The sequence below is a fragment of the Pseudomonas sp. Mb7 genome, from assembly GCF_054790525.1.
The window spans coordinates 2,943,820-2,965,279 of sequence record NZ_CP186501.1; the positions used below are offsets into that span (position 1 = coordinate 2,943,820).

The following is a 21,460-nucleotide window of genomic DNA, read 5'->3' on the forward strand; positions in this document are numbered from 1 at the left end:
TTACTTCTGCTGAGCGGTGAGCGCCGAGTAGCTGTTCATCAGGTTGCGGTAGTTGGGAATCCGCTGCGACAGCAGATTACCCAAGCCTTCAATATCGTTGCGCCAGTCGCGGTGCAGCTCACAGGCCACCGAGAACCAGTTCATCATCTGCGCACCGGCCTGGGTCATGCGACTCCACGCGGCTTGTTGCACAGTGGTGTTGAAGGTGCCGGAAGCATCAGTTACCACAAACACGTCGAACCCTTCCGCCAGCGCCGACAAGGTCGGGAACGCTACACACACATCCGTTACCACACCGGCAATGATGATCTGCTTGCGGCCAGTGGCTTTGATCGCCTTGACGAAGTCTTCGTTGTCCCAGGCGTTGATCTGACCTGGACGAGCGATGTACGGCGCGTCCGGGAACATCTCTTTCAACTCCGGTACCAGCGGGCCGTTCGGGCCTTGTTCGAAACTGGTGGTGAGGATGGTTGGCAGTTCGAAGAACTTGGCCAGATCCGCCAGGGCCAGCACGTTGTTCTTGAACTCGTTTGGCGAGAAGTCCTGCACCAGGGAAATCAGGCCGGTCTGGTGGTCAACCAGCAGCACGATGGCGTCGTCTTTGTTGAGGCGGTTGTAGGTTGGAGTGGTCATGATTTGCTTCCCTTTTGAGTTTTTGAAGTTGTTGTTGCGTTCAAGTTGGGTACAGATTACTGACGCACAGGAACAGGATAAATCGGCTGAAAAGCGTTTATCCGTCAACTCAAAAAGGACAATCTCTAGCGACCACAATCGCGCCACCTCGCCCACCGAGCGCGTGCTGTTGAGCAGGAAATTGCGCGCCGCGTGCATCCTGCGTTCGAGCACCCGCTCACTAACGGGCATGTGCCGAAGCAGCCGCCCTCACCCTAGCCCTCTCCCTCAGGAGAGGGGACCGATTGGGGGATATTGGCGATGAACGCCGACGTGCAATAGCGCCGGTGAATCCAATACCGTCAAGCATTGCCGATGCCCGCGTAATCGACGCGATCTTTCAGGTCGATGCATAACGCAAGACACCTCGGTCGGTTCCCTCTCCCCGAGGAGAGGTGACCGATTGGGGGATATTGGCGATGAACGCCATGTGCAATAGCGCCGGTGAATTCAATACCGCCAAGCATCGCCGATGCCCGCGTAATCGACGCGATCTTTCAGGTCGATGCTTAACGCAAGACGCCTCGGTCGGCTCCCTCTCCCTCCGGGAGAGGGCTGGGGTGAGGGGCTGCCGTTGCAGCGTCGAGCTCGGCTTACAAGGTGTAGGAAATCCCCACCTGCACGGTTCTTGGTGAACCTGGATAGGCGTAGACGTTACCGAACGCGCCCTCTTCATAATCGCGGTCAAACAGGTTTTTCAGGTCAAGGTTGAGCCGCACTTTCTCGTTGACCTTGTAGAAGCCGAGCAGGTCGACAACGGTGTAACTGTCCATCGAGAACGCGGTATTGGCGGTTTGCCCGGCACGCTGGTCGACATACTTGAGTCCGGTGCCCAGGCCAAGGCCTTTTAGCGCACCGTCCTGAAACTCGTAGACGTTGAGCAGGCTGAAGCTGTTTTGCGGAATGTTCATCAGGCGCGTGCCAGAGCGGATCACATTGTCCTTGGTCACCTCGGCATCGACGTAGGCGTAGCCGCCGATCACTCGCCACTCGGGTGTCAGGTTGCCGGCGACGTTCAGGTCGAAACCACGGCTGCGCACTTCTCCGGCGGCGACGTTGAAGGTCGAGTCAACCGGGTCAGTGGTCAGCACATTGCGTTTTTCGATCTGGTAGATCGCCGCATCCACGCTCAACTGATGGTCCAGCGCTTCCCACTTGATGCCCATTTCGTAGGACTTGCCCTTCTCCGGTGCGAAGCCTCCGCCCGTACGACTCGCGCCGGTATTGGGTTTGAACGAGCGCGCCGTGTCGGCATAGATCGCCAGGGTCTCGGTCAGGTCGTAGGTCACGCCGAGGCGCGGGGTCACCGCGTTGTCACTGGCCTGCCAGTTTTTGCCGCCCGGCACATAGGTTTCATAGTCGTGCTCGAAACGCTCAAAACGTGCGCCGGCCAAGACCTTCAGACGCTCGGTCAACGCGACCTGATCCTGTACAAACGCGGCGTAAGTCTTGAGGTTTTCCTTGTCGTGGGTTGGCGTGCGCGTCAGTGCCGGACGCGGCTGGCCGTAGACCGGATCGAAGATGTCGATCGGGTAGGCGCCGACCGCACCGCTGGAGCGCTGAATGATCGACTTGTAGTCATAATCTTCATACTCAATGCCGGTCAACAAGGTGTGCTGCAAACCACCAGTGCTGAAATGCCCGGTCAGATTGAGCTGCGTGTCCTTGTCGGTCCACTCCAGTTTGCGATAGTTGAAGTTGCGCCCCAGGGTTCGACCGTCATCGGCAATGCCGTTGGCCTCGATCGCATTGCCCTGCAGCGAGCCGTCGAGCCACTGGAACCCACCGCCCAGCGTCCAGTCATCATTGAGCAGATGTTCGAAGCGCAGTTGCGCCATGTTGTTGTCGTTGTGCAATTTGCCGGCGTCTTTCTCGCCGAAGAATGTATCGCGCGAAGCGGTGCCGATCTGCTTGGGGTAACGCGTCACGCCGCGATCCAGCGGATGATTGTTGCGCATGAAATCGCCTTCGAAGATCACCCGGGTGGCATCGCTGGCCTGCCAGGTCAGAACCGGCGTGATGCCGTAGCGCTCGGTCTCGACGTGATCGCGGAAGGTATCGCCGCCCTCACCCACCACGTTGAGTCGATAGGCCAGGCGCCCCTCTTCATCCAGCGGGCCGGAGGCGTCCAGGGTGCCGCGCTTCATGCCTTGATCATTCAACTGACTGCCCAACGTGACCGTGCGCTCGGCCAACGGCTGCTTGGACACAACGTTGAAGGTGCCGCCGGGATCGCCACGGCCGTAGAGCATCGTCGCCGGCCCGCGCAGAACTTCCAGACGCTCGATGGTGTTGGCATCGGGCATGTTCGGGTAGCCGCGATTGATCGGGAAGCCGTTGCGGTAGAACTCGCCGGTGGTGAAACCGCGCACGGTGAACGTCGTCAGGCCCTGCCCGCCAAAATTGTTCGCCCGGCCCACACCACCGGCATAATCCAGCGCATCTTGCAGACGCGTGGCGCCGAGGTCTTCGACAGCATCCTTGGTGACCACGCTGATCGATTGCGGGGTTTCATGGATCGAGGTGTCGGTACGGGTGGCACTGGCAGAACGTGTGGCGCGGTAACCCTGCACCGGGCCGTCAGCCCGTTCGTAATCCGCTGTACCGACCACGTCGGTCGCCTCCAGCTCTAGCGCTGCGGGTGTTGAATCGGCCTGTTCGGCCCATGAGGAAGGGGACAACGCCTGCAGCACGCAAATTGAAAGCAGAGTACGACGCATGAAATGAAAACCTTACGAATAGGCCAGAACGAAGGGTAAAACCGCCAGCAAAACGCGGCGATGGTATACCAAGCGTTCCGTTATTGAAACTTATTCCCATTCGTATATCTAACCGATCGAGTGCCGACAGGTAGGCCACCCATTGCGTCGCACAAAAACCTTGGTCAAACGTGCAATAGTTGTTTCGTCATCGCCATCGAGGTCTGCAGCGACTGCCCGGTACGCTGCAATTTGTTCAGCAAACTGGCGCCCAACCACAGCTGATAAAGGGTTTCCGCCAGATGCCGGGCGTCGCCTGCGGGCAGGCTGTTTTCGGCCTGGCCCTGCTCGATGCACAGAGTGATGCGCGCCACCACTTGCTCGGCGCCATCGCGCAAGGTCAGGCGCATCGACTCCGACAGGTCGGCGACTTCGGCACTGAGTTTCACCACCAGACACTCATCTCCGTGGCCTTCGAGGGTGCAGCGGTTCTGCCAGCCCTGCCAGTAATCCATCAGCCGCTCATAGGCGCTCAGCCCCGGCAGCGTCAGGCGCCGTTCCATGTCAGCGAGGTAATCGACGAAGTAATCCGCCAGCAACGCCTGACCGTACAACTCTTTGGATTTGAAGTAGTGATAGAACGAGCCCTTGGGCACACCGGCGGTTTGCAGGATCTCGTTGAGGCCGACACTGGTGAAGCCCTTCTCAGCCATCATCCGGTGGCCGGTGTCGAGCAAGTGTTGGCGGGTGTCGTCGTAGGTCGGTTTCATTGGGCGCGAATTACCAGGCAATAGACCAGTCGTATTTTCGGAGGAACGGAAGTTTGCCATACCTGTCGATGAAAAACCGCAGGATAAAAAATTACTAGACGACTGGTCTAATTGGAATCTATGCTGCGCCCCGACAAACGTTTTCTGACCGGTGTGGCCGATGCGCGAATGTTTCGCCCAATCGAAGACGCCCAACCTACGCAAGGTGCTCTATGAAAATCTTGATGGTTCTGACTTCCCACGATCAACTCGGCGACACCGGCAAGAAAACCGGCTTCTGGCTGGAAGAATTCGCCGCGCCCTACTACGCCTTCAAGGACGCCGGCGCCGACGTCACCCTGGTTTCGCCAGCCGGTGGCCAGCCGCCGCTCGACCCGAAAAGCGATGAGCCTGATGCTCAAACCGCCGAGACCGATCGCTTCCGCCAGGACCTGGCCGCACAACAGGCACTGGCCAACACCGGCCGCTTGGCCGACGTCAACGCTGATGACTTTGATGCCGTGTTTTACCCGGGTGGCCATGGCCCGCTGTGGGATCTGGCCGAAGACAAGCAGTCAATCGCGTTGATCGAAGCGTTTGACCGCGCCAACAAACCCCACGGTTTCGTCTGCCATGCACCGGGTGTATTGCGTCATGTCCTTACCGCTGACGGCAAACCGCTGGTGCAGCATCGCCAGGTCACCGGCTTCACCAACGCCGAAGAAGAGGCAGTCGGCCTGACGGACGTGGTGCCGTTCCTGATCGAAGACGAGTTCCAGCGTCTCGGCGGTTATTACTCGAAAGTCGCTGACTGGCAGGTTCATGTGGTCGCCGACGGGCAACTGGTCACTGGCCAGAATCCGGCCAGTTCCGCCGCCGTCGCCGAGAAACTGCTGAAGATGCTCGGCTAAAACCTCGAACAACCCTTCCAAACGCCGGGTGCGTGTTGCCCGGCGTTATTTTTTCGCCCAGCCAATAGACGACTGGTCTAATAAACCACGAGCAAGGTCATTCATGAACCACAGCAGTTTCTTCACCCCCGCCAAACTGGGTCATCACACCCTGAAAAACCGTATCGTCCTGCCGCCTCTCACCCGCCAGCGCAGCACGCAACCGGGCAATATCGCCAACGAGCTGATGGCCGAGTATTACCAACAGCGCGCCGGCGCCGGTCTGCTGGTCACCGAAGGCACACAAATCGAACCTCGTGGCCAGGGTTATGCGTGGACGCCGGGCATTCATACGCCTGAGCAAATCGCCGGTTGGCGCAAAGTCACCGACGCCGTGCATGCCGTGGACGGGGTGATTTTCGCCCAGTTGTGGCACGTTGGCCGTGTCTCGCACACCGCGTTGCAGCCCAACGGCGCAGCTCCGGTTTCAGCCTCCGCCGTGGCCACCGACCGCGTCAGCGTGTTTATCGAAACCGCGCCCGGCGCCGGTGAACTGGTTCCACCGTCAGCACCTCGCGCACTGAGCACTGATGAAGTTCAGGAACTGGTGCAGCTGTATATCCAGGCTGCGCGCAACGCCATGGACGCGGGTTTCGATGGCATCGAATTGCACTGCGCCAACGGTTATCTGGTCAACCAGTTCATCTCGGCCCACAGCAATCTGCGCACCGATCAGTACGGCGGCTCGCTGGACAATCGCCTGCGTTTTCTGCGCGAAGTGGTGGCCGGTGTTGCCGAATGCATCGGCAAGGAAAAAGTCGGCGTGCGCTTCGCCCCGCTGTTCACCACCACTGATGAAGCGCGGACCTATTTGGGCATGGTCGAGGAAGACCCGCACACGACTTACATCGAAGCGATCAAAGTGCTGCAGGACGTGGGCATCGCCTATCTGTCGATCGCCGAAGCCGATTGGGACAACGCCCCGGCGATGCCGTTGACGTTTCGTCAGGCCGTGCGCGCAACCTTCAGCGGCGCGATCATTTACGCCGGGCGCTATACCGCCGAATCCGGGGCGCAACTGCTCGATTCCGGACTGGCAGACTTCGTCGCTTTCGGCCGCCCGTTCATGGCCAACCCCGATCTGCCGGCGCGGATTGCCAATGACTGGCCGTTGAACGCGCTGAACCCGGCGACGGTGTATGGCGGCACCGCCGAGGGCTATGTGGATTACCCCGTTTATCCCGGCTAACCCTTTCCACGCGGCGTCAAGCGCTCCCGCAACAGCGGGAGCGTTCATCCGAGTCGCAGTGAAAGCCCTTGTGGGAGCGAGCCTGCTCGCGAAAGCGGCGTGTCAGTCACTCACAATGTTGAATGTGACGACGCCTTCGCGAGCAGGCTCGCTCCCACAGGGGGGATGTGAATATTCACCGCACAAAAACCTATACACAGACCACAATCTGTACAACTATCTGGACTTAGCACTTAAACGTCCACGCGGCAGCCTGCTGCCCTTACGCTGAATTCGTGAAATGAACAAAACCCGTCGGCTGTGCCTGGTATTGGGTGACCAGTTATCGTTTGATCTGGCGTCATTGGCCGGTCTGGATAGCGAACACGACCGTGTGCTGATGGTCGAGGTTATGGAAGAAGCCACCCATGTCGCCCATCACCCGCAGAAGATCGCGCTGATTTTCAGTGCCATGCGTCACTTTGCTCAGGCGCTGGAGAAACAGGGCATCCAGGTGCATTACGTGGCCCTCGACGACCCGCAGAACAGCGGTTCGGTGCCCGGCGAGCTGAAGCGCTGGCAGACTTTGTTGCAGGCCAGCGAGTTGCACGTGACGGAGTGCGGAGACTGGCGTCTGGAGCAATCGCTCAAAGCGTGTGGTGTGCCGATCAACTGGCACGCGGACGGCCGCTTCCTGTGCAGCCGCGATGAGTTTCGCGCTTGGGCCGCAGGCAAAAAACAGTTGCGCATGGAGTTCTTCTACCGCGAGATGCGCCGCAAAAGTCGCCTGCTGCTCAACGGTGACGGCACGCCGGTCGGCGGCGCATGGAACTTTGACGCCGAGAATCGCAAAGCTTTGCCGAAAACCGTCAAGGCACCCTACCCGGCCGGTTTTGCCAACGATGCAATCACCGTCGAAGTCCTCGCCTTGGTAAAACACCGTTTCGCCAGTCATTACGGCAGTCTGGAGGACTTCAACTATCCGGTGACGCACGCCGATGCCCAGGCGCTCTGGGCGTACTTTCTCGACTACGCCCTGGCCGGCTTCGGCGACTATCAGGACGCCATGGCCAGCGACGAGCCGTTTCTGTTCCATGCGCGCATCAGCGCGGCGCTGAACATTGGCTTGCTCGACCTGCGCCAGCTCTGCGCTGATGTGGAGTCGGCCTATTGGTCCGGCAGCATCGCGCTGAATGCGGCCGAAGGTTTCATCCGCCAACTGATCGGCTGGCGCGAATATGTCCGAGGCGTTTACTGGCTGCACATGCCCGAGTACGCCGAAGGCAATGCATTTGCCAACCAGCGGCCATTGCCGGAGTTCTACTGGACCGCTGCAACCAAAATGAATTGCATGCGCCAGGCCATCGGCCAAAGCCTCAAACACGCCTACGCCCATCACATCCAGCGCCTGATGGTCACTGGCAATTTCGCCCTGCTCGCCGGCATCGCGCCGAAGCAGATCTGTGAATGGTATCTGGCGATTTACATGGACGCGTTCGATTGGGTCGAACTGCCTAACACCCTCGGCATGGTCATGCACGCCGATGGCGGTTACCTCGGTTCCAAGCCTTATTGCGCCAGCGGCCAGTACATCAACCGGATGTCCGACTACTGTCGCGACTGTGCTTACTCGGTGCGCGAAACCACGGCCGACAACGCCTGCCCGTTCAACGCCCTGTACTGGCATTTCCTGATGCGCCACGCCGACCTTCTACGGGGCAATCAGCGCATGGCGATGATGTACAAAAACCTCGACCGCATGCCGCCAGCCAAACAACAGGCACTGTGGCAACGCGGCCAACAGTTGCTCGACACGCTGGATAACGGCGACTCGTTATGAAAACGCACGCGCCCGTGCCCCGCGTGCAACTTAAACAGGGCGCCCCGGGTCAATGGCTCACAAAGCTTACGAAGCAACCTGGGTGTTCGCTTGAAACACGCCTATTGAACGCAGACCAATAATCAAGGCATGAGGGGTGGATATCCTGAAACAGCTTACTCGCGAGGAGCTTGAGTCCGAGGTCACGCGCCTGCGCCTGGCCGTCAAAGCGACCTGCGACGCCGTCTGGGACTGGGATCTGACAACCCATCAGATTGTCTGGAACGACGCGTTGGAACAGGCGTACGGCTACGCTCCCAGCGCCATCGAACCGACGTGTGACTGGCGCTTTGCGCAGATCCACCAGCAGGATCGCGCGCGGGTAGAGACTTCGATTCGGGCGGCGATGGCGGGCACAGGCACCACCTGGAGTGCCGAGTACCGCTTCCGCTGTCAGGACGGATCCTACGCCGAGGTGCTCGACCGCGGGCATCTGATCCGCAATGCCGACGGCAAAGCCGAACGCATGGTCGGGGCCATGCTCGACCTGACCCGTTCGCGCAGTGCCGAAACCGCACTGCGCAAAAGTGAAGAGCGCTTCAGCACCATTCTGGAAACCATCGAAGCCGCCTTCGCCATCGTCAAAGTCAAATTCGACGCCGACGACTACCCCATCGATTACTGCTTCGTTGAAGCCAACCCGGCGTTCGAGCGTCAGGCCGGGGTCAACCTGCGGGGCAAGTGGGTCACCGAGTTTGCGCCCAACCTGGAGAAATTCTGGTTCGAGACCTACGGCCACGTCGCCAAGACCGGCGAGCCGGCCAACTTCGAGAACTACGCCAACACCTTCGAACGCTGGTTCGACGTACGCGCCGTCCGTGTCGGTGACCCGGCCGATCGGCAGATTGCGATCTTCTTCAGCGACGTCACCGAGCGCCGCGACGCGCAGGAACGCTTGCGCGTCAGCGAGGCGATCGCTCGGGAAAACGTCGAACGGGTCCAACTCGCCTTGGCCGCCGGCGCCATTATCGGCACTTGGCACTGGCACTTGCCCACCGATCGTTTCTACGTCGACGAAGCTTTCGCCCGGGTCTTCAACCTTGACCCGGCACTGGGCCGTGACGGTCTGAGCCTGGAGCAAGTGGTAGTCACCGTGCACCCCGATGACCGCGAGGGGCTGACAGTGGCAATCAATGACGCCCTTGCCCGCGGTGGCGCCTATTCGCACCAGTACCGAGTGCGCGGCGGGGATGGCAAATACACTTGGATCGAAGCCAACGGACGCGTCGAATGCGCCGAGGACGGCACGCCTTTACGCTTTCCCGGCGTGCTGATCGATGTCGAAGACCGGCGCAATGTCGAAGACGAACGCGACCGGGTCACCGCCGCTTTAAAAGCGCTCAACGACACACTGGAACAACGGGTCTCGGCGCGCACCACAGAACTGATGCAGGCCGAAGAGAAGTTGCGCCAATCGCAGAAAATGGAAGCCGTCGGGCAACTCACCGGCGGTCTGGCCCATGACTTCAACAACCTGCTGGCGGGGATCTGTGCCTCTCTGGAGCTGATGGAAAAACGCATCGCCCAAGGTCGTCTGAAGGACATCGACAAATACATGCTGATCGCCCAGGACGCCGCCAAACGCGCGACCGCCCTGACCCATCGCCTGCTGGCGTTCTCCCGCCGGCAGACCCTCGATCCTCGGCCGACTGAAGTCAACGCGCTGATTGCCGGCATGACCGAACTGATCCAGCGCACCGTCGGCCCGAGCATTCGCCTGAAAACGGTCGTTGCCGCCGATCTGTGGCCGGCGCTGGTCGATGCCAGCCAACTGGAAAACGCTTTGCTCAACCTGTGCATCAACGCCCGTGATGCGATGCCCGATGGCGGCAGCATCACCGTCGAAACCGCCAATCGAACCTTGGATGCTGAATCAGCGCGCATACGGGAGATGCCCGAAGGGCAATACCTGTGCCTGTCGGTTGCAGACACCGGTACCGGTATGAGTGCGGAGGTCATGGCCAAGGCCTTCGACCCGTTTTTCACCACCAAACCACTGGGCCAGGGCACCGGGCTGGGGCTGTCGATGATCTACGGTTTCACCAAGCAATCCGGCGGGCAGGTGCGGGTGCAGTCGACCGTGGGGCAAGGCACCATCATCTGCATTTACCTGCCGCGCTACCGCGGCGAAACGCAGCGCAATCACGATGACACGCAAAACTCGGCAACCCTGCCGGCAAAGGCCGGTGAGACCATCCTGATTGTCGACGACGAACCCACCGTTCGAACGCTGCTCAAAGACGTGCTGAACGACCTCGGCTACAACCTGCTCGAAGCGGCCGACAGCGTTGAGGGACTGGAAGTATTGCGTTCCAGCGCGCACATCGATTTGCTCATCACCGATGTCGGCTTGCCGGGCGGCATGAACGGCCGGCAGATGGCCGATGCGGGCCGGGAAATCAGGCCGAGGCTGAAGACTTTGTTCATCACTGGGTACGCGGAAAATTCAGTGATCGGCAACGGTCAGCTCGGCCCGGGCATGCAGGTACTGACCAAACCGTTTGCCGTCGACACGCTGGTGTCACGAGTCGGTGGCCTGCTGTCCATCGACGTTGAGTGAGGGTTGCGCAGCGGATGTCATGAACCTGTTGCGCCCTGCCGTTTTCGCTTGATACAGCGCTTGGTCGGCGCACTCGATCAGAGCGCTCACCGGCTCCAGGTGCGGACCGTGCGCAACGGCGATGCCGATGCTCAGGCTCACACGAGCCACCGGACTGGTGGGGTGGGCAATGTTGGCTTGCTGCAGGCGCTCGATAATCAACTGCGCCACCACCGCAGCGCCGCCCATATCGGTGTCGGGCATGATCACGGCGAACTCTTCGCCGCCGTAGCGCGCCACCAGGTCCGACGGTCGCCGCACACACTCATCCAGCACGCTACCGACGGTTTGCAGACAAGCGTCGCCGGCAACATGCCCGAAGGCATCATTGAAGCGCTTGAAATAGTCGATATCGATCATCAGCAAGGCCAGTGACGAACCGTCGCGCTTTGCCCGACGCGCCTCTGTGGCCAGGGTCTGGTCGAAGCAGCGCCGATTCGCCAGCCCGGTCAGCGCATCCTTCATGGCCAACAACTCGAGTTGCCGATTGGAGCCGAGCAACTGCTGCTGAGCGATGCGCAGTTCGCCTTCAACCTGGGTCCGGCGCCGAATATCGAGGATCAAGAACCAACCGATCAGACCGGTGAGCCCCAACAGCCCTGCCACCACCACCGCCGACAGCAGTGCCTCGGTTCGCCACGCCTTGAGCGCTTCACGCTTGCCGATGGCGACCGTGGTGATCAGTGGCAACTTCTCACTTTTGCGGAAGGCGTAGAGGCGTTCGACGCCATCCAGGCTGGAGGTATAAGACGCGGTGCCGACCGATTGATCGACCAGGTACTTGGCGTAGATCGGCGACTTGGAAAAGTTGCGGCCCATGTCCTGCTCGCGGAAGGGATAGCGCACCAGCAACGTGCCGTCGGTATAGGACAAACCGATGGCACCGTCCTGGCCGATGTCGAGTTTGCCGAACAGGCGCAGAAAGTTTTCCACGCCCAGCGTCACGGCCACAACCCCGGCGAACTCGCCGCGATCATCATTGAAACGGCGGCTGACGGTGATCACCCACTCCTGATTGGAACGGCTGCGGATCGGTGGCCCGATAAAGGGTTCGCGGCTCGGATCGGCGCGATGATGAATGAAATAGGCTCGATCAATACTGCTAGCACCGACCGGAATCGGCCGGTTCGACGACATCAGCCAATGACCATCTCGGTCATAGATGGTGATACCGCTCATTTGTGGCATCAACGGTTGCTGGCGGTTGATCAGCGCACTCAGGCGCTGGATCTGCGTGGGGCCACTGCCTTCGGTTTCCAGGCGTTCGACCAGCCCGAGCAACAGCAGCGAACTTTGCCGGACAATGCCTTCGGAATAGGTCTCGAGTGCCTGGGTCAGGTTCAACCCGTGCACGTTGACTTCCTCCAGCGCGCGATCGCGCGAAGACAGCACTTTCCAGATGGTCAGCGACGCCAGGGAGCAGCCGATGACCAGCAGCAAGAGGATGACGAGGTGGGTATCACGCTTCACGAAAGTACCTAATGGAAAGTCCGGTTTCCGGTTCCGGCCGTTACTGATTCAAGGCAATAACAGCGGTCGTATGTCCTCGACCGGCGCAAGGATACAAGTAGCGCGTCGAACGTGCAGCAACCGTATGACGGAACGTCGTTTTCAGCCCCTTGGCGTTGTTTCGCAACGACACAGCCGTGGCCTGCAACTTATATTCACGGGCGCAGGTCATTAGGCTTGCTGAGGTTGAATCCATCCGCAAACCTCGAACATTGAAGACACCGCCGTGGCCGCTGACCTCGATCGCCGCAACAACCTGTCACTGGACAGCCTGAACTTTTTCCTCGCCGACGTGCGCGACGGCCTCGGCCCCTATCTGGCCATCTATCTGTTGGCGGTGCATCACTGGGAGCCGGCCAGCATTGGTCTGGTGATGACCATCGCCGGGGTCGCCGCGCTGATCACCCAGACACCCGCCGGTGCCTGGGTCGACAACAGCCGGCGCAAACGTGCGTTGATTGCGATCGCCGCGCTGGTGGTGACCGGAAGCTGCCTGGTGCTGCCGTTTGTGACGTCGTTCACTTGGGTGGCGCTGACGCAAACCTTGAGCGCAATGGCCGCCTCGATATTCGCCCCGGCCATTTGTGCGATTACCCTGGGCATGACCGGGCCACGGGCGTTCACTCGGCGAACCGGGCGCAACGAAACCTTCAATCATGCCGGCAATGCCTGCGCCGCACTGCTGGCCGGTATATTTGCCTACCTGTTCGGCCCGGTCGCAGTGTTCTATCTGATGGCGGCCATGGCTTTGGCCAGTGTCATTGCCATCACCTGCGTTTCGCCAGCAGCCATCGACCATGATCTGGCGCGCGGACTGGATCCAGCCGACGCCTTCCACCGCCAGCCTTCCGGTTTGTCGGTGCTGCTGAGCAACCGGCCGCTGTTGCTGTTCGCCATTTGCTGCGCACTGTTCCACCTCGCCAATGCGGCGATGTTGCCGTTGGTGAGTCAAAAACTCGCGCAAGCCAATTTGCAGATGGCCACCCCGTTGACTTCGGCCTGCATCGTGGCCGCGCAACTGGTGATGGTGCCGGCGGCATTACTGGTCGGGGCGAAAGCCGATCTATGGGGACGCAAGCCGCTGCTGCTGGCCGGATTCCTGATCCTGCCCTTGCGCGGCGTGCTTTATACGCTGTCGGACGACGCCTATTGGCTGGTCGCGGTGCAACTGCTCGACGGCGTCGGCGCCGGTCTGTTCGGCGCCTTGTTTCCGATCATGGTCAAAGACCTCACCCAGGGCACCGGCCACTTCAACGTCAGCCTCGGCGCACTGACCACGGTGTTCGGGCTGGGCGCGGCGCTGAGCAACGGCCTCGCCGGACTCGTCGTGCAAGAGGCCGGTTACAGCGCGGCGTTTCTGACCCTGGCCGCTATTGCGGCGGTGGCGGTTGTGTTGCTCGCGATCGGTGTTCCGGAAACTCAGCGCAGTGGCCGGCAAGCTGAAGCCGGATTGGTCGAGGCCAGCACTGAATCCTCAGCGTAATCCATATCCCGTCCCTGCCCTCTCATCGCCGCCAAATCGTGTTTGCGCGGCATTAAAAATCCAGGACTCAGTGGATCAGGCAAGCAATCCAGAGGAATGCACTTCGGCGCCGAGGCGCTGATCGAGAGAATGTTCGTGCACAGGCTCAGACGAATAAACCCTCAATCGCAAGGACATTCCAGTGAAAGGTTTTTGCTTGGCCTTCGGGCTGCTCTTCAGTACTTTTTCAGCCATGGGAGCCGATATGTCGAACGGCGCAGACAACTTCTACACCAGCGATAAAGTGACCGTGGAAAAGGTCACCTTCAAGAACCAGTACGGAATGAAGGTCGCAGGCAATCTGTTCAGCCTGAAGAACCTTGACCCACAGTCAAAAAATGCCGCGATCATCGTCGGCCACCCGATGGGCGCAGTTAAGGAGCAAAGTGCCAATCTCTACGCGACCAAAATGGCGGAACAGGGTTTCGTCACGCTGTCGTTCGACTTGTCCTTCTGGGGCGAAAGCGAAGGACTGCCACGCCAGTCGGTTGCGCCGGACATTTATGCCGAAGACTTCAGCGCGGCGGTGGACTTTCTCGGCACTCGCCCACTGGTCGATCGCGAACGTATCGGTGTTATCGGTATTTGCGGCAGCGGCAGCTTCGCCATCAGCGCCGCCAAGATCGACCCACGTTTGAAGGCGATTGCCACCGTCAGCATGTACGACATGGGCGCCGCCAACCGTAACGGCCTCAAGCATTCGCTCACGCCAGCGCAACGCCAATCGATCATTGAACAGGCGGCGCAGCAGCGTAACGCGCAGTTCTGGGGCGGCCCGGTGCGCTACACCGGCGGCACACCGCTCAAACTCACCGGCAACGCGGTGGGGGACGAGTTCTACGATTTCTACCGCACCCCGCGTGGCCAGGTCACTCCGGCCGGTGCTTCGCCGCAGACCACCACCATGCCGACGCTGATCAGCAATGTGAAGTTCATGAACTTCTACCCGTTCAATGACATCGAGAGCATCTCCCCGCGCCCGCTGCTGTTCATCGCCGGTGCTCAGGCGCACTCCCGCGAGTTCAGTGAAGACGCGTACCAGCGCGCGGCCGAACCCAAAGAGCTGCTGATCATTCCAGGGGCCGGCCATGTCGACTTGTACGACCGGGTCAACCTGATTCCCTTCGCCAAATTGACCACGTTTTTCAGCCAAAACCTGAAGTAACGCCATCGTAGCGCTGCCAGCGCTTTAAAGCGCAGACACGACAAAGCCTGCTTTTCAGGGCAGGCTTTTCGTTTGCAGCACGTCAGCTTACTTCTGCTGAGCCGTCAACGCCGAATAGCTGTTCATCAGGTTGCGGTAGTTGGGGATGCGCTGCGACAGCAGATTGCCCAACCCTTCAATGTCGTTGCGCCAGTCGCGGTGCAGCTCACACGCCACCGAAAACCAGTTCATCATCTGTGCGCCGGCCTGAGTCATGCGACTCCATGCAGCCTGTTGCACTGTGGTGTTGAAAGTGCCGGAAGCGTCGGTCACCACAAACACCTCAAACCCTTCTGCCAGCGCCGACAAGGTCGGGAACGCTACGCACACATCCGTCACCACACCGGCAATGATGATCTGCTTGCGGCCGGTGGCTTTGATCGCCTTGACGAAGTCTTCGTTGTCCCAGGCGTTGATCTGGCCTGGACGAGCGATGTACGGCGCGTCCGGGAACATCTCTTTCAGCTCTGGCACCAGCGGGCCGTTCGGGCCTTGTTCGAAACTGGTGGTGAGGATGGTCGGCAGCTCAAAGAACTTGGCCAAATCCGCCAGGGCCAGCACATTGTTCTTGAACTCGTTCGGCGAGAAGTCCTGCACCAGCGAAATCAGACCGGTCTGGTGGTCGACCAGCAGCACGATAGCGTCGTCTTTGTTCAGGCGGTTGTAGGTTGGAGTGGTCATGGTGTGCGTCCCTTTTCAATGTTGGAAAGTTGTTGTTGCGTTCAAGTTGTGTACAGGTTACTGACGCATCGGAAAGGGATAAATCGGTTGAAATGGGTTTCACCGTCAACCTGAACAGGACAATTCAACGACGGTGTTCTCTTCGTTCCCACGTTGAAGCCAGCAAATTCAGGGTTATTAGCTAATAACACCTTCATTAAACCGTCGCTCAAACGTTGTACTAGGATAGGATCCAAGTCTGCGGTTTTTCGTCGACCAAGGAGATCGTCGACAGGGCTGCAGACGTTTTTGAATTAACGCCTCTCAGGGATGACACGCATATGAATTCACACTTGTTCCCCCACATCGGCAAGGTCATCGCCAGCACCGGCAGCCGGCACTTTCCGCGCATGCTGCATGACCTGATCCTGACGCAACTGGCGGTCGACGCCACGCACATCCGGCAGATGCGTGTCGAACCGGTGAGCCGCGCGTCGAGCCGCAGTGAGCCGGAGCCGCTGAAAGAGCCGGCCCTGCTCGCCGAAACGGTGTTTTCCGAACACAGTGCGGCGGCTCACCATTTACAGAATCCGCCGGCCGCGACCAGCGCGGACGCTTCGCAACTGCACCTGACCCGACGCAAGGACGGCTACCGCTACGTGATTTCGGTGTACCGCAACGGCGAGTCGCAACGCTTTTCCGCGCAGGAGCGCAGCCTGTTGCAGGACATCTCCCCGGTGCTGCTGCCGATGGTGGAAAAACACATCAACGCCCTGCAACCGGCCACCCCTGATCCACAAATTCCGTCCGAAGCAGCCGAAGGCAGCGGCCTGGAAACCTTGCGCCTGCGCTTTGACGAGCGCTTGGAGCAACTGGGGCTGAGCCTGTCCAACCGCGAAACTGAAGTCTGCGTCGGCCTGCTCGCCGGCCGCACGGCGCCGGAACTGGCGGAGCAATTGGCGTTGAAGGTCAACACCGTAGAGAGTTATCTGAAACGCGCGGCGATCAAGTTGGGCATCAGCGGGCGGCATTCGTTGATGCGCTGGATGTATTCGCCGTTGGAGACGTTGGCGTCGAGTGCGGCTTGATACACCGGGATTAGCGAAGGCTTGGCTTTTTTGGTGGTGTCAGTGAGATTCCCCCCTCACCCCAGCCCTCTCCCCCCAAGGGGGGCGAGGGGGAAAGGGAGCCGATTTTTGTGGTTTTCAAAACCTGAGTTCGACTCGGTAGTTCACGTCGGTGCATCTTCAGCAAACACCGCGGTCAGTCCCCTCTCCCTCTGGGAGAGGGTTAGGGTGAGGGCAATCCCGCGACGTGCTCCAATGCCTGATTCACCGCCAACTCCCCCAACATCACCACTTGCGCAATACCCAACAAGGTCTGGCGATGCGGCCCCTCCAGCATCCCGGCAAAATTACACAACATGACCGAGGCCGAGGCCAGCGATTCACAGGCGTTTGCCAGCAGGGATTCGGTATCGGTTTGCGGGTTGACCCGGAACATAGCGTTGGGCGTATAGGGCGTGGCCATGATGTTGGCTGCAGTAACCGGCGGATCGGATGTCTTGGACATAAGCTCAAACTCCTTCTGCGCAGCGAGGGAGCAGGCTCCCTCCCGCGGCCGTTTCGCAATTAGTTGGGCAAGCGCTGGTTGTCGAGGACGCGACTCACCACCAATTCACTCAACATGATCACCTGCTGCAGGATCAGCATTTTCTTGCGGTGAGGGCTGTCGATCGAGTCGGCAAGGTCGCGGGCCATGTCACTGGCCGAGGACAGCGATTCGTAGGCTTCGACGAGCAGGGTTTCGTCGTCGACGGTGGGGTCAATCAGGTAGATCTTGCCGGTTTTGCGGGTGGGTTTTGAGGTTTTGAGCGCGGAAGGATTGAGGTAGAAATTGATCGCCCGTTCTGTGGCCTCTTTGATGTTTTGAGGTTCCAGTGCGGCGTCGTAGGGGATCGGGTCGGTGTCCGGAGGGTTCGGCGTAACTTTGAACATATTCATCTAATTCCTGAAATAGGGCCGCGACCGTTCTCTACTAAAAGAAGGGTGGCGGCTGTGCACAGGTTAGTAGACCGGTGGAATTAGCAAGACCGGCGCGCCCGAGGGCGCCCTGCGCACAACCACCATTGAGTGCAGGCAGAGACGCACCTGACTAAATGGAACTCATGCACTTACTAATACCAATCGGGCTACTAAACCCGACCACTGATAGGCAGTGGCAGGGAAACGATAGAGCCCATGGGATAAGCGCACAAGCCGGCGGATTCTGGCGTACGCGTAGGTAACGACGCAAGGTGTTGTAGGCGGTATGACGTAACGGTTCGTGTAATTTAAACGGGCAATCGGCGTTGTGTTTATTGATGGAAATTCTGGATGGCGGTGGTTCGAGGTTTTGCGGTGTGTCAGTGGGATTTACCCCCTCACCCCAGCCCTCTCCCCCAGGGGGGGCGAGGGGGAAAGGGAGCCGATCTTTGTGCTGTTCAAAACCTGAGTTTGGCTCGGTATCCCACGTCGGTGTACCTCGAAAGAACACCGAGATCAGTCCCCTCTCCCTCTGGGAGAGGGTTAGGGTGAGGGCAATCCCGCGACGTGCTCCAATGCCTGATTCACCGGTAATTCCCCCAACATCACGACCTGTGCAATGCCCAGCAGATTTGATGAGGGTCAGCCCTTAATCCCGCGCCAACGCCTCAATCGGATCAAGCCGCGAAGCATTCCGCGCCGGCACAAAGCCAAACACAATCCCGATCAACGTCGAACACACCACCGCCGTCAACACCGACCCCAGCGAGAACACCATCTCCCACTCCTTGATAAACACCGAAAACAAATGCCCGATGGCATACGACAAGGAAATGCCAATCGCCCCGCCCAACAAACAGACCATCACCGCCTCCACCAGAAACTGCTGACGAATGTCCGACTGCCGCGCCCCCACCGCCATCCGAATACCGATCTCGCGGGTCCGTTCGGTCACCGACACCAGCATGATGTTCATCACCCCGATACCGCCGACCACCAGGGAAATCACCGCAATCAGCGACAGCAGCAACGCCAGCGAGCGGCTGGTTTTCTGCACGGTCTGCAAGACGCTGTCGAGGTTGTTGGTGAAGAAATCCTTGGTGCCGTGGCGTTGCAGCAGCAGTTGGGTGACGTGTTCTTCCACCACTTTGCTCGGCTGGCCGTCCTTCATGCGCACGCTGATGCTGTCCAGATAACGCTGGCCCAACACCCGCCCGGCGGCGGTTTCGTAGGGCACCCAGACGTTGAGGGTCTTGCCCGAGGCAAACAGGCTTTTATCCTGCGCGGCCACGCCGATCACTGTGCACGGCAGGTTGCCGATCAAAATCACCTGGCCTAACGGGTCAACATCCTGCCCGAACAGACGCTGCCGGGTGTTGTGATCGATAACCACCACCTGCGCCTGCCGCCGCGCATCGCTTTCGCTGAACGGGATGCCGGCGGCCATTTTGATCCCGCGCACTTTGAAGTACTGATCGCTGACGCCGTTGACCTGCGCATCCAGATCGATATTGCGATAACGCAACAACAGACTGCGGCCAATCATCGGCGTGGCGCTGTCGACGTAGTACAACTGATTCAGCGCGGTGACGTCGGCCGGTGTCAGGGTTTCGATGGCCGCGGCACGTTTGTCGCCATAACTGCTGCCGGGATAGACATCGATGGTATTGCTGCCAATCGCCGCAATGTCCTTGAGCACGTAGTTCTTCGCGCCCTCCCCGACCGCCGAAATCGACACTACGGAAGTGATGCCAATGACGATGCCGAGCATGGTCAGTAAGGTGCGCATGCGATGGGAAATCAAAGCCACCCAGGCCATGGCGAACGCTTCTTTGAATAGCCCGAGACTGGCGACCAGGCGACGCGAAGCGGTGGCTTTCGGTGCCACCGGTTCTTCGCTGAGCAGGTGCGTGGTATCGCGTTCGTTGCTGCGGTCGCTGAGGATTTCGCCGTCGCTGACTTCGATGATGCGCTCGGCATTGGCCGCCACTTTCGGGTCGTGAGTGACCAGAATCACCGTGTGCCCCGCCGCGTGCAGCTCCAGCAGGATGCGCATGACCTCCTTGCCGCTGGCCGTGTCGAGGGCGCCGGTCGGTTCGTCGGCGAGGATCACTTCGCCGCCGTTCATCAAGGCGCGGGCGATACTCACGCGCTGTTGCTGACCGCCGGAGAGCTGGCTCGGCCGATGCGTCAAATGGCCTTCCAGACCCAGTCGCGCCAACAACTCACGGGCACGGGCATGGCGTTGAAGCTGTGGCGTACCGGCGTATATCGCCGGCATCTCGACGTTGTGCATCGCGCTCAAATGCGGCAGCAAGTGGTAACGCTGGAAGATGAAACCAAAGTAATCGCGGCGCAGCTCGGCCAGGGCCTGATTGTCCAGATCGCGGGTTTCCTGGCCGTTGATCCTGTAGCTGCCGGCGGTGGCGTAATCGAGGCAACCGAGGATGTTCATCAGCGTCGATTTGCCGGAACCGGAGGCACCAATGATCGCCACCATTTCCCCGGCATTGATCGTCAGATTGATGTTGTTCAGCGCGAGAAACTCGCGGTCGCCAGCGGTGAAACTGCGGGTGATGCCGGTCAGCTGTAGCAGTGGCTCAGTCATGCTCAGGCCCCCGCCACATTGTTCACCGGATCACCGATCACCACGCGGTCGCCTTCTGCCAGACCGGCGTTGATCTGCACTTTGACGTTGTTGTTGATCCCGGTCTGCACATTGCGCGATTGCGCGTGGCCCTTGGCGTCGAGCACCCGTACCGGAAAACTGCCATCGGCATTGCGCGGGCCGAGCGCCGCCACCGGCACGGTCAGCACCGACTTGGCGGTGTCGAGGATAATGCGCACCTGCGCGGTCATCGAGATGCGCAGGCGATGATCGGGATTGGGTACCTCGAACAACGCGTTGTAGAACACCGCGCTGCTTTGCTTAGGCGTGCCGGCGGGCGGTGTTTCAAGAAAGTTCTGCGGCGCCGGGTCCGTGCCGCGCAGTTTCGCGTAGTAGCGTTTGTCCTCGCCGAGAATGGTGAAATACACCTCTTGCCCCGGGGCGATGTGAATCACGTCGGCTTCGGACACCTGTGCCTTGACCGTCATGGTGTCCAGATCCGCCAGTTTCAGCAGGACCGGTGCCAATTGGCTGGCGATCACGGTCTGGCCTTCCTGAGTGACCACGCCGACCACATCGCCATCAATCGGCGCAACAATCCGTGTGTAGGCCAGATTGACCTTGGCCGTGTCGATCTGGATGTGCGCGCTTTTGATCTGCGCATCCAGCGACATCAGATTGGCCTGTTGCACCTGATAATCCGACTCGGCGGTTTCGAAGTCCTGGCGCGAGATCGACGCGTCGTCCTGCAAGTTCTTGTAGCGCTCGTAAATCGCTTTGGTCTGCCTGAGCTGAGCCTGGGTCGCGCGTTTTTGCGCTTGCAGGTTTTCTTCATCAACCTGGGCCTGGCGCAAAGTGTTCTGCAACACCAGCGGATCGATTTCCGCCAGCCACTGCCCTTTCTTCACCTTGTCGCCAACCTTGACCTTGAGCGACTTCAATTGCCCCGACACTTGCGCGCCGACGTCCACTTGCTTGATGCCTTCGAGCACCCCGGTGGCGAGCACCGCGTTTTCAATGTCACTGCGTTCCACCGGCGCGGTCAGGTACTGCGGCGCCTCGGCCGGTGCCTGCACCGCGTAGAACGCCAATCCCGCCACTGCCACTAACGCCAAACCCATACCGACTTTGCGCAACTTCGACTTTTCCATAAATGACCACAAGTCCGTTCAGGGGTGAACCCGGCCAGCGGCCGGGCTCTGGTAGATAAACAACAA

The 21,460-nt window shown here is 59.8% G+C and carries 16 protein-coding genes and 1 pseudogene; 7 read left to right on the plus strand and 10 right to left on the minus strand.

Translation table 11 applies throughout. The annotated features are described in order from the left end of the window. From ycaC (ACOYXH_RS13330) to ACOYXH_RS13340, 3 genes are all read right to left on the minus strand, one after another. Positions 1-633 (minus strand): isochorismate family cysteine hydrolase YcaC, encoded by a 633-nt coding sequence (gene ycaC / locus ACOYXH_RS13330; protein ID WP_007916011.1) that lies wholly within the window; start codon positions 631-633, stop codon positions 1-3. Between the two features lie 632 nt (positions 634-1,265). After that, the gene (locus ACOYXH_RS13335) at positions 1,266-3,392 is read right to left on the minus strand and encodes a TonB-dependent siderophore receptor (RefSeq protein ID WP_460410794.1); all 2,127 of its coding nucleotides are present in this window, start codon (positions 3,390-3,392) and stop codon (positions 1,266-1,268) included. A gap of 164 nt (positions 3,393-3,556) precedes the next feature. Further along, on the minus strand, positions 3,557-4,141 hold the full coding sequence (locus ACOYXH_RS13340; protein ID WP_095047873.1) for a TetR/AcrR family transcriptional regulator: 585 nt from the start codon (positions 4,139-4,141) through the stop codon (positions 3,557-3,559). Between the two features lie 212 nt (positions 4,142-4,353). Between ACOYXH_RS13340 and ACOYXH_RS13345 the strand changes: the two genes are divergently transcribed. The 4 genes from ACOYXH_RS13345 (at position 4,354) to ACOYXH_RS13360 (ending at position 10,677) form a co-directional block, all read left to right on the plus strand. After that, positions 4,354-5,031: a type 1 glutamine amidotransferase domain-containing protein gene (locus tag ACOYXH_RS13345; RefSeq protein ID WP_095047874.1), complete on the plus strand. Its 678-nt coding sequence runs from the start codon at positions 4,354-4,356 to the stop codon at positions 5,029-5,031. A 103-nt stretch (positions 5,032-5,134) separates the two neighbouring features. Beyond that, positions 5,135-6,259 carry an alkene reductase gene (locus ACOYXH_RS13350; protein WP_460410795.1) on the plus strand — a complete coding sequence of 375 codons (1,125 nt, stop codon included), beginning with the start codon at positions 5,135-5,137 and terminating at the stop codon, positions 6,257-6,259. A 280-nt stretch (positions 6,260-6,539) separates the two neighbouring features. Beyond that, positions 6,540-8,078, plus strand: coding sequence for a cryptochrome/photolyase family protein (locus tag ACOYXH_RS13355; protein WP_095047876.1), 1,539 nt, complete (start codon positions 6,540-6,542; stop codon positions 8,076-8,078). Between the two features lie 136 nt (positions 8,079-8,214). After that, positions 8,215-10,677, plus strand: coding sequence for a PAS domain-containing protein (locus ACOYXH_RS13360; RefSeq protein WP_460410796.1), 2,463 nt, complete (start codon positions 8,215-8,217; stop codon positions 10,675-10,677). Here ACOYXH_RS13360 and ACOYXH_RS13365 read toward each other — a convergent pair. Beyond that, positions 10,639-12,186, minus strand: coding sequence for a sensor domain-containing diguanylate cyclase (locus ACOYXH_RS13365; protein ID WP_095047878.1), 1,548 nt, complete (start codon positions 12,184-12,186; stop codon positions 10,639-10,641). The two genes, ACOYXH_RS13360 and ACOYXH_RS13365, sit on opposite strands and share 39 nt — an antisense overlap. A gap of 265 nt (positions 12,187-12,451) precedes the next feature. Here ACOYXH_RS13365 and ACOYXH_RS13370 point away from each other — a divergent pair, with 265 nt between their 5' ends. Both ACOYXH_RS13370 and ACOYXH_RS13375 read left to right on the plus strand, forming a co-directional pair. Next, positions 12,452-13,708, plus strand: coding sequence for an MFS transporter (locus ACOYXH_RS13370; RefSeq protein ID WP_460410797.1), 1,257 nt, complete (start codon positions 12,452-12,454; stop codon positions 13,706-13,708). Positions 13,709-13,940: 232 nt separating this feature from the next. Next, positions 13,941-14,912 carry an alpha/beta hydrolase gene (locus ACOYXH_RS13375; RefSeq protein WP_220558876.1) on the plus strand — a complete coding sequence of 324 codons (972 nt, stop codon included), beginning with the start codon at positions 13,941-13,943 and terminating at the stop codon, positions 14,910-14,912. Between the two features lie 87 nt (positions 14,913-14,999). On the opposite strand, the gene ycaC (ACOYXH_RS13380) is transcribed toward ACOYXH_RS13375, so the two are convergent. Continuing rightward, complete coding sequence (gene ycaC, locus ACOYXH_RS13380; RefSeq protein WP_007915995.1) at positions 15,000-15,632, minus strand: isochorismate family cysteine hydrolase YcaC; 633 nt, start codon at positions 15,630-15,632, stop codon at positions 15,000-15,002. 320 nt (positions 15,633-15,952) lie between these two features. Between ycaC (ACOYXH_RS13380) and ACOYXH_RS13385 the strand changes: the two genes are divergently transcribed. Continuing rightward, the gene (locus tag ACOYXH_RS13385; RefSeq protein WP_099756486.1) at positions 15,953-16,699 is read left to right on the plus strand and encodes a response regulator transcription factor; all 747 of its coding nucleotides are present in this window, start codon (positions 15,953-15,955) and stop codon (positions 16,697-16,699) included. Positions 16,700-16,901: 202 nt separating this feature from the next. Here ACOYXH_RS13385 and ACOYXH_RS13390 read toward each other — a convergent pair whose 3' ends face one another. From ACOYXH_RS13390 to macA, 5 genes and pseudogenes are all read right to left on the minus strand, one after another. Continuing rightward, positions 16,902-17,183 (minus strand): DUF6124 family protein, encoded by a 282-nt coding sequence (locus tag ACOYXH_RS13390; protein WP_460410798.1) that lies wholly within the window; start codon positions 17,181-17,183, stop codon positions 16,902-16,904. A gap of 59 nt (positions 17,184-17,242) precedes the next feature. After that, on the minus strand, positions 17,243-17,608 hold the full coding sequence (locus ACOYXH_RS13395; protein WP_095047882.1) for a DUF6124 family protein: 366 nt from the start codon (positions 17,606-17,608) through the stop codon (positions 17,243-17,245). Positions 17,609-18,178: 570 nt separating this feature from the next. After that, positions 18,179-18,265: pseudogene (locus ACOYXH_RS13400) on the minus strand (DUF6124 family protein); the annotation flags it as partial. Between the two features lie 19 nt (positions 18,266-18,284). Next, complete coding sequence (locus ACOYXH_RS13405) at positions 18,285-20,243, minus strand: MacB family efflux pump subunit (protein WP_095047883.1); 1,959 nt, start codon at positions 20,241-20,243, stop codon at positions 18,285-18,287. A 2-nt stretch (positions 20,244-20,245) separates the two neighbouring features. Further along, the gene (macA, locus tag ACOYXH_RS13410; RefSeq protein WP_460410799.1) at positions 20,246-21,394 is read right to left on the minus strand and encodes a macrolide transporter subunit MacA; all 1,149 of its coding nucleotides are present in this window, start codon (positions 21,392-21,394) and stop codon (positions 20,246-20,248) included. Positions 21,395-21,460: the final 66 nt, after the last annotated feature.

What these genes read in the sequence shown, in the direction of transcription:
- ycaC (WP_007916011.1), bottom strand. Translation starts at nt 633, where the DNA reads ATGACCACTCCAACCTACAACCGCCTCAACAAAGACGACGCCATCGTG.
- ACOYXH_RS13335 (WP_460410794.1), bottom strand. Translation starts at nt 3,392, where the DNA reads ATGCGTCGTACTCTGCTTTCAATTTGCGTGCTGCAGGCGTTGTCCCCT.
- ACOYXH_RS13340 (WP_095047873.1), bottom strand. Translation starts at nt 4,141, where the DNA reads ATGAAACCGACCTACGACGACACCCGCCAACACTTGCTCGACACCGGC.
- ACOYXH_RS13345 (WP_095047874.1), top strand. Translation starts at nt 4,354, where the DNA reads ATGAAAATCTTGATGGTTCTGACTTCCCACGATCAACTCGGCGACACC.
- ACOYXH_RS13350 (WP_460410795.1), top strand. Translation starts at nt 5,135, where the DNA reads ATGAACCACAGCAGTTTCTTCACCCCCGCCAAACTGGGTCATCACACC.
- ACOYXH_RS13355 (WP_095047876.1), top strand. Translation starts at nt 6,540, where the DNA reads ATGAACAAAACCCGTCGGCTGTGCCTGGTATTGGGTGACCAGTTATCG.
- ACOYXH_RS13375 (WP_220558876.1), top strand. Translation starts at nt 13,941, where the DNA reads ATGGGAGCCGATATGTCGAACGGCGCAGACAACTTCTACACCAGCGAT.
- ycaC (WP_007915995.1), bottom strand. Translation starts at nt 15,632, where the DNA reads ATGACCACTCCAACCTACAACCGCCTGAACAAAGACGACGCTATCGTG.
- ACOYXH_RS13385 (WP_099756486.1), top strand. Translation starts at nt 15,953, where the DNA reads ATGAATTCACACTTGTTCCCCCACATCGGCAAGGTCATCGCCAGCACC.
- ACOYXH_RS13390 (WP_460410798.1), bottom strand. Translation starts at nt 17,183, where the DNA reads ATGTCCAAGACATCCGATCCGCCGGTTACTGCAGCCAACATCATGGCC.
- ACOYXH_RS13395 (WP_095047882.1), bottom strand. Translation starts at nt 17,608, where the DNA reads ATGTTCAAAGTTACGCCGAACCCTCCGGACACCGACCCGATCCCCTAC.
- ACOYXH_RS13405 (WP_095047883.1), bottom strand. Translation starts at nt 20,243, where the DNA reads ATGACTGAGCCACTGCTACAGCTGACCGGCATCACCCGCAGTTTCACC.
- macA (WP_460410799.1), bottom strand. Translation starts at nt 21,394, where the DNA reads ATGGAAAAGTCGAAGTTGCGCAAAGTCGGTATGGGTTTGGCGTTAGTG.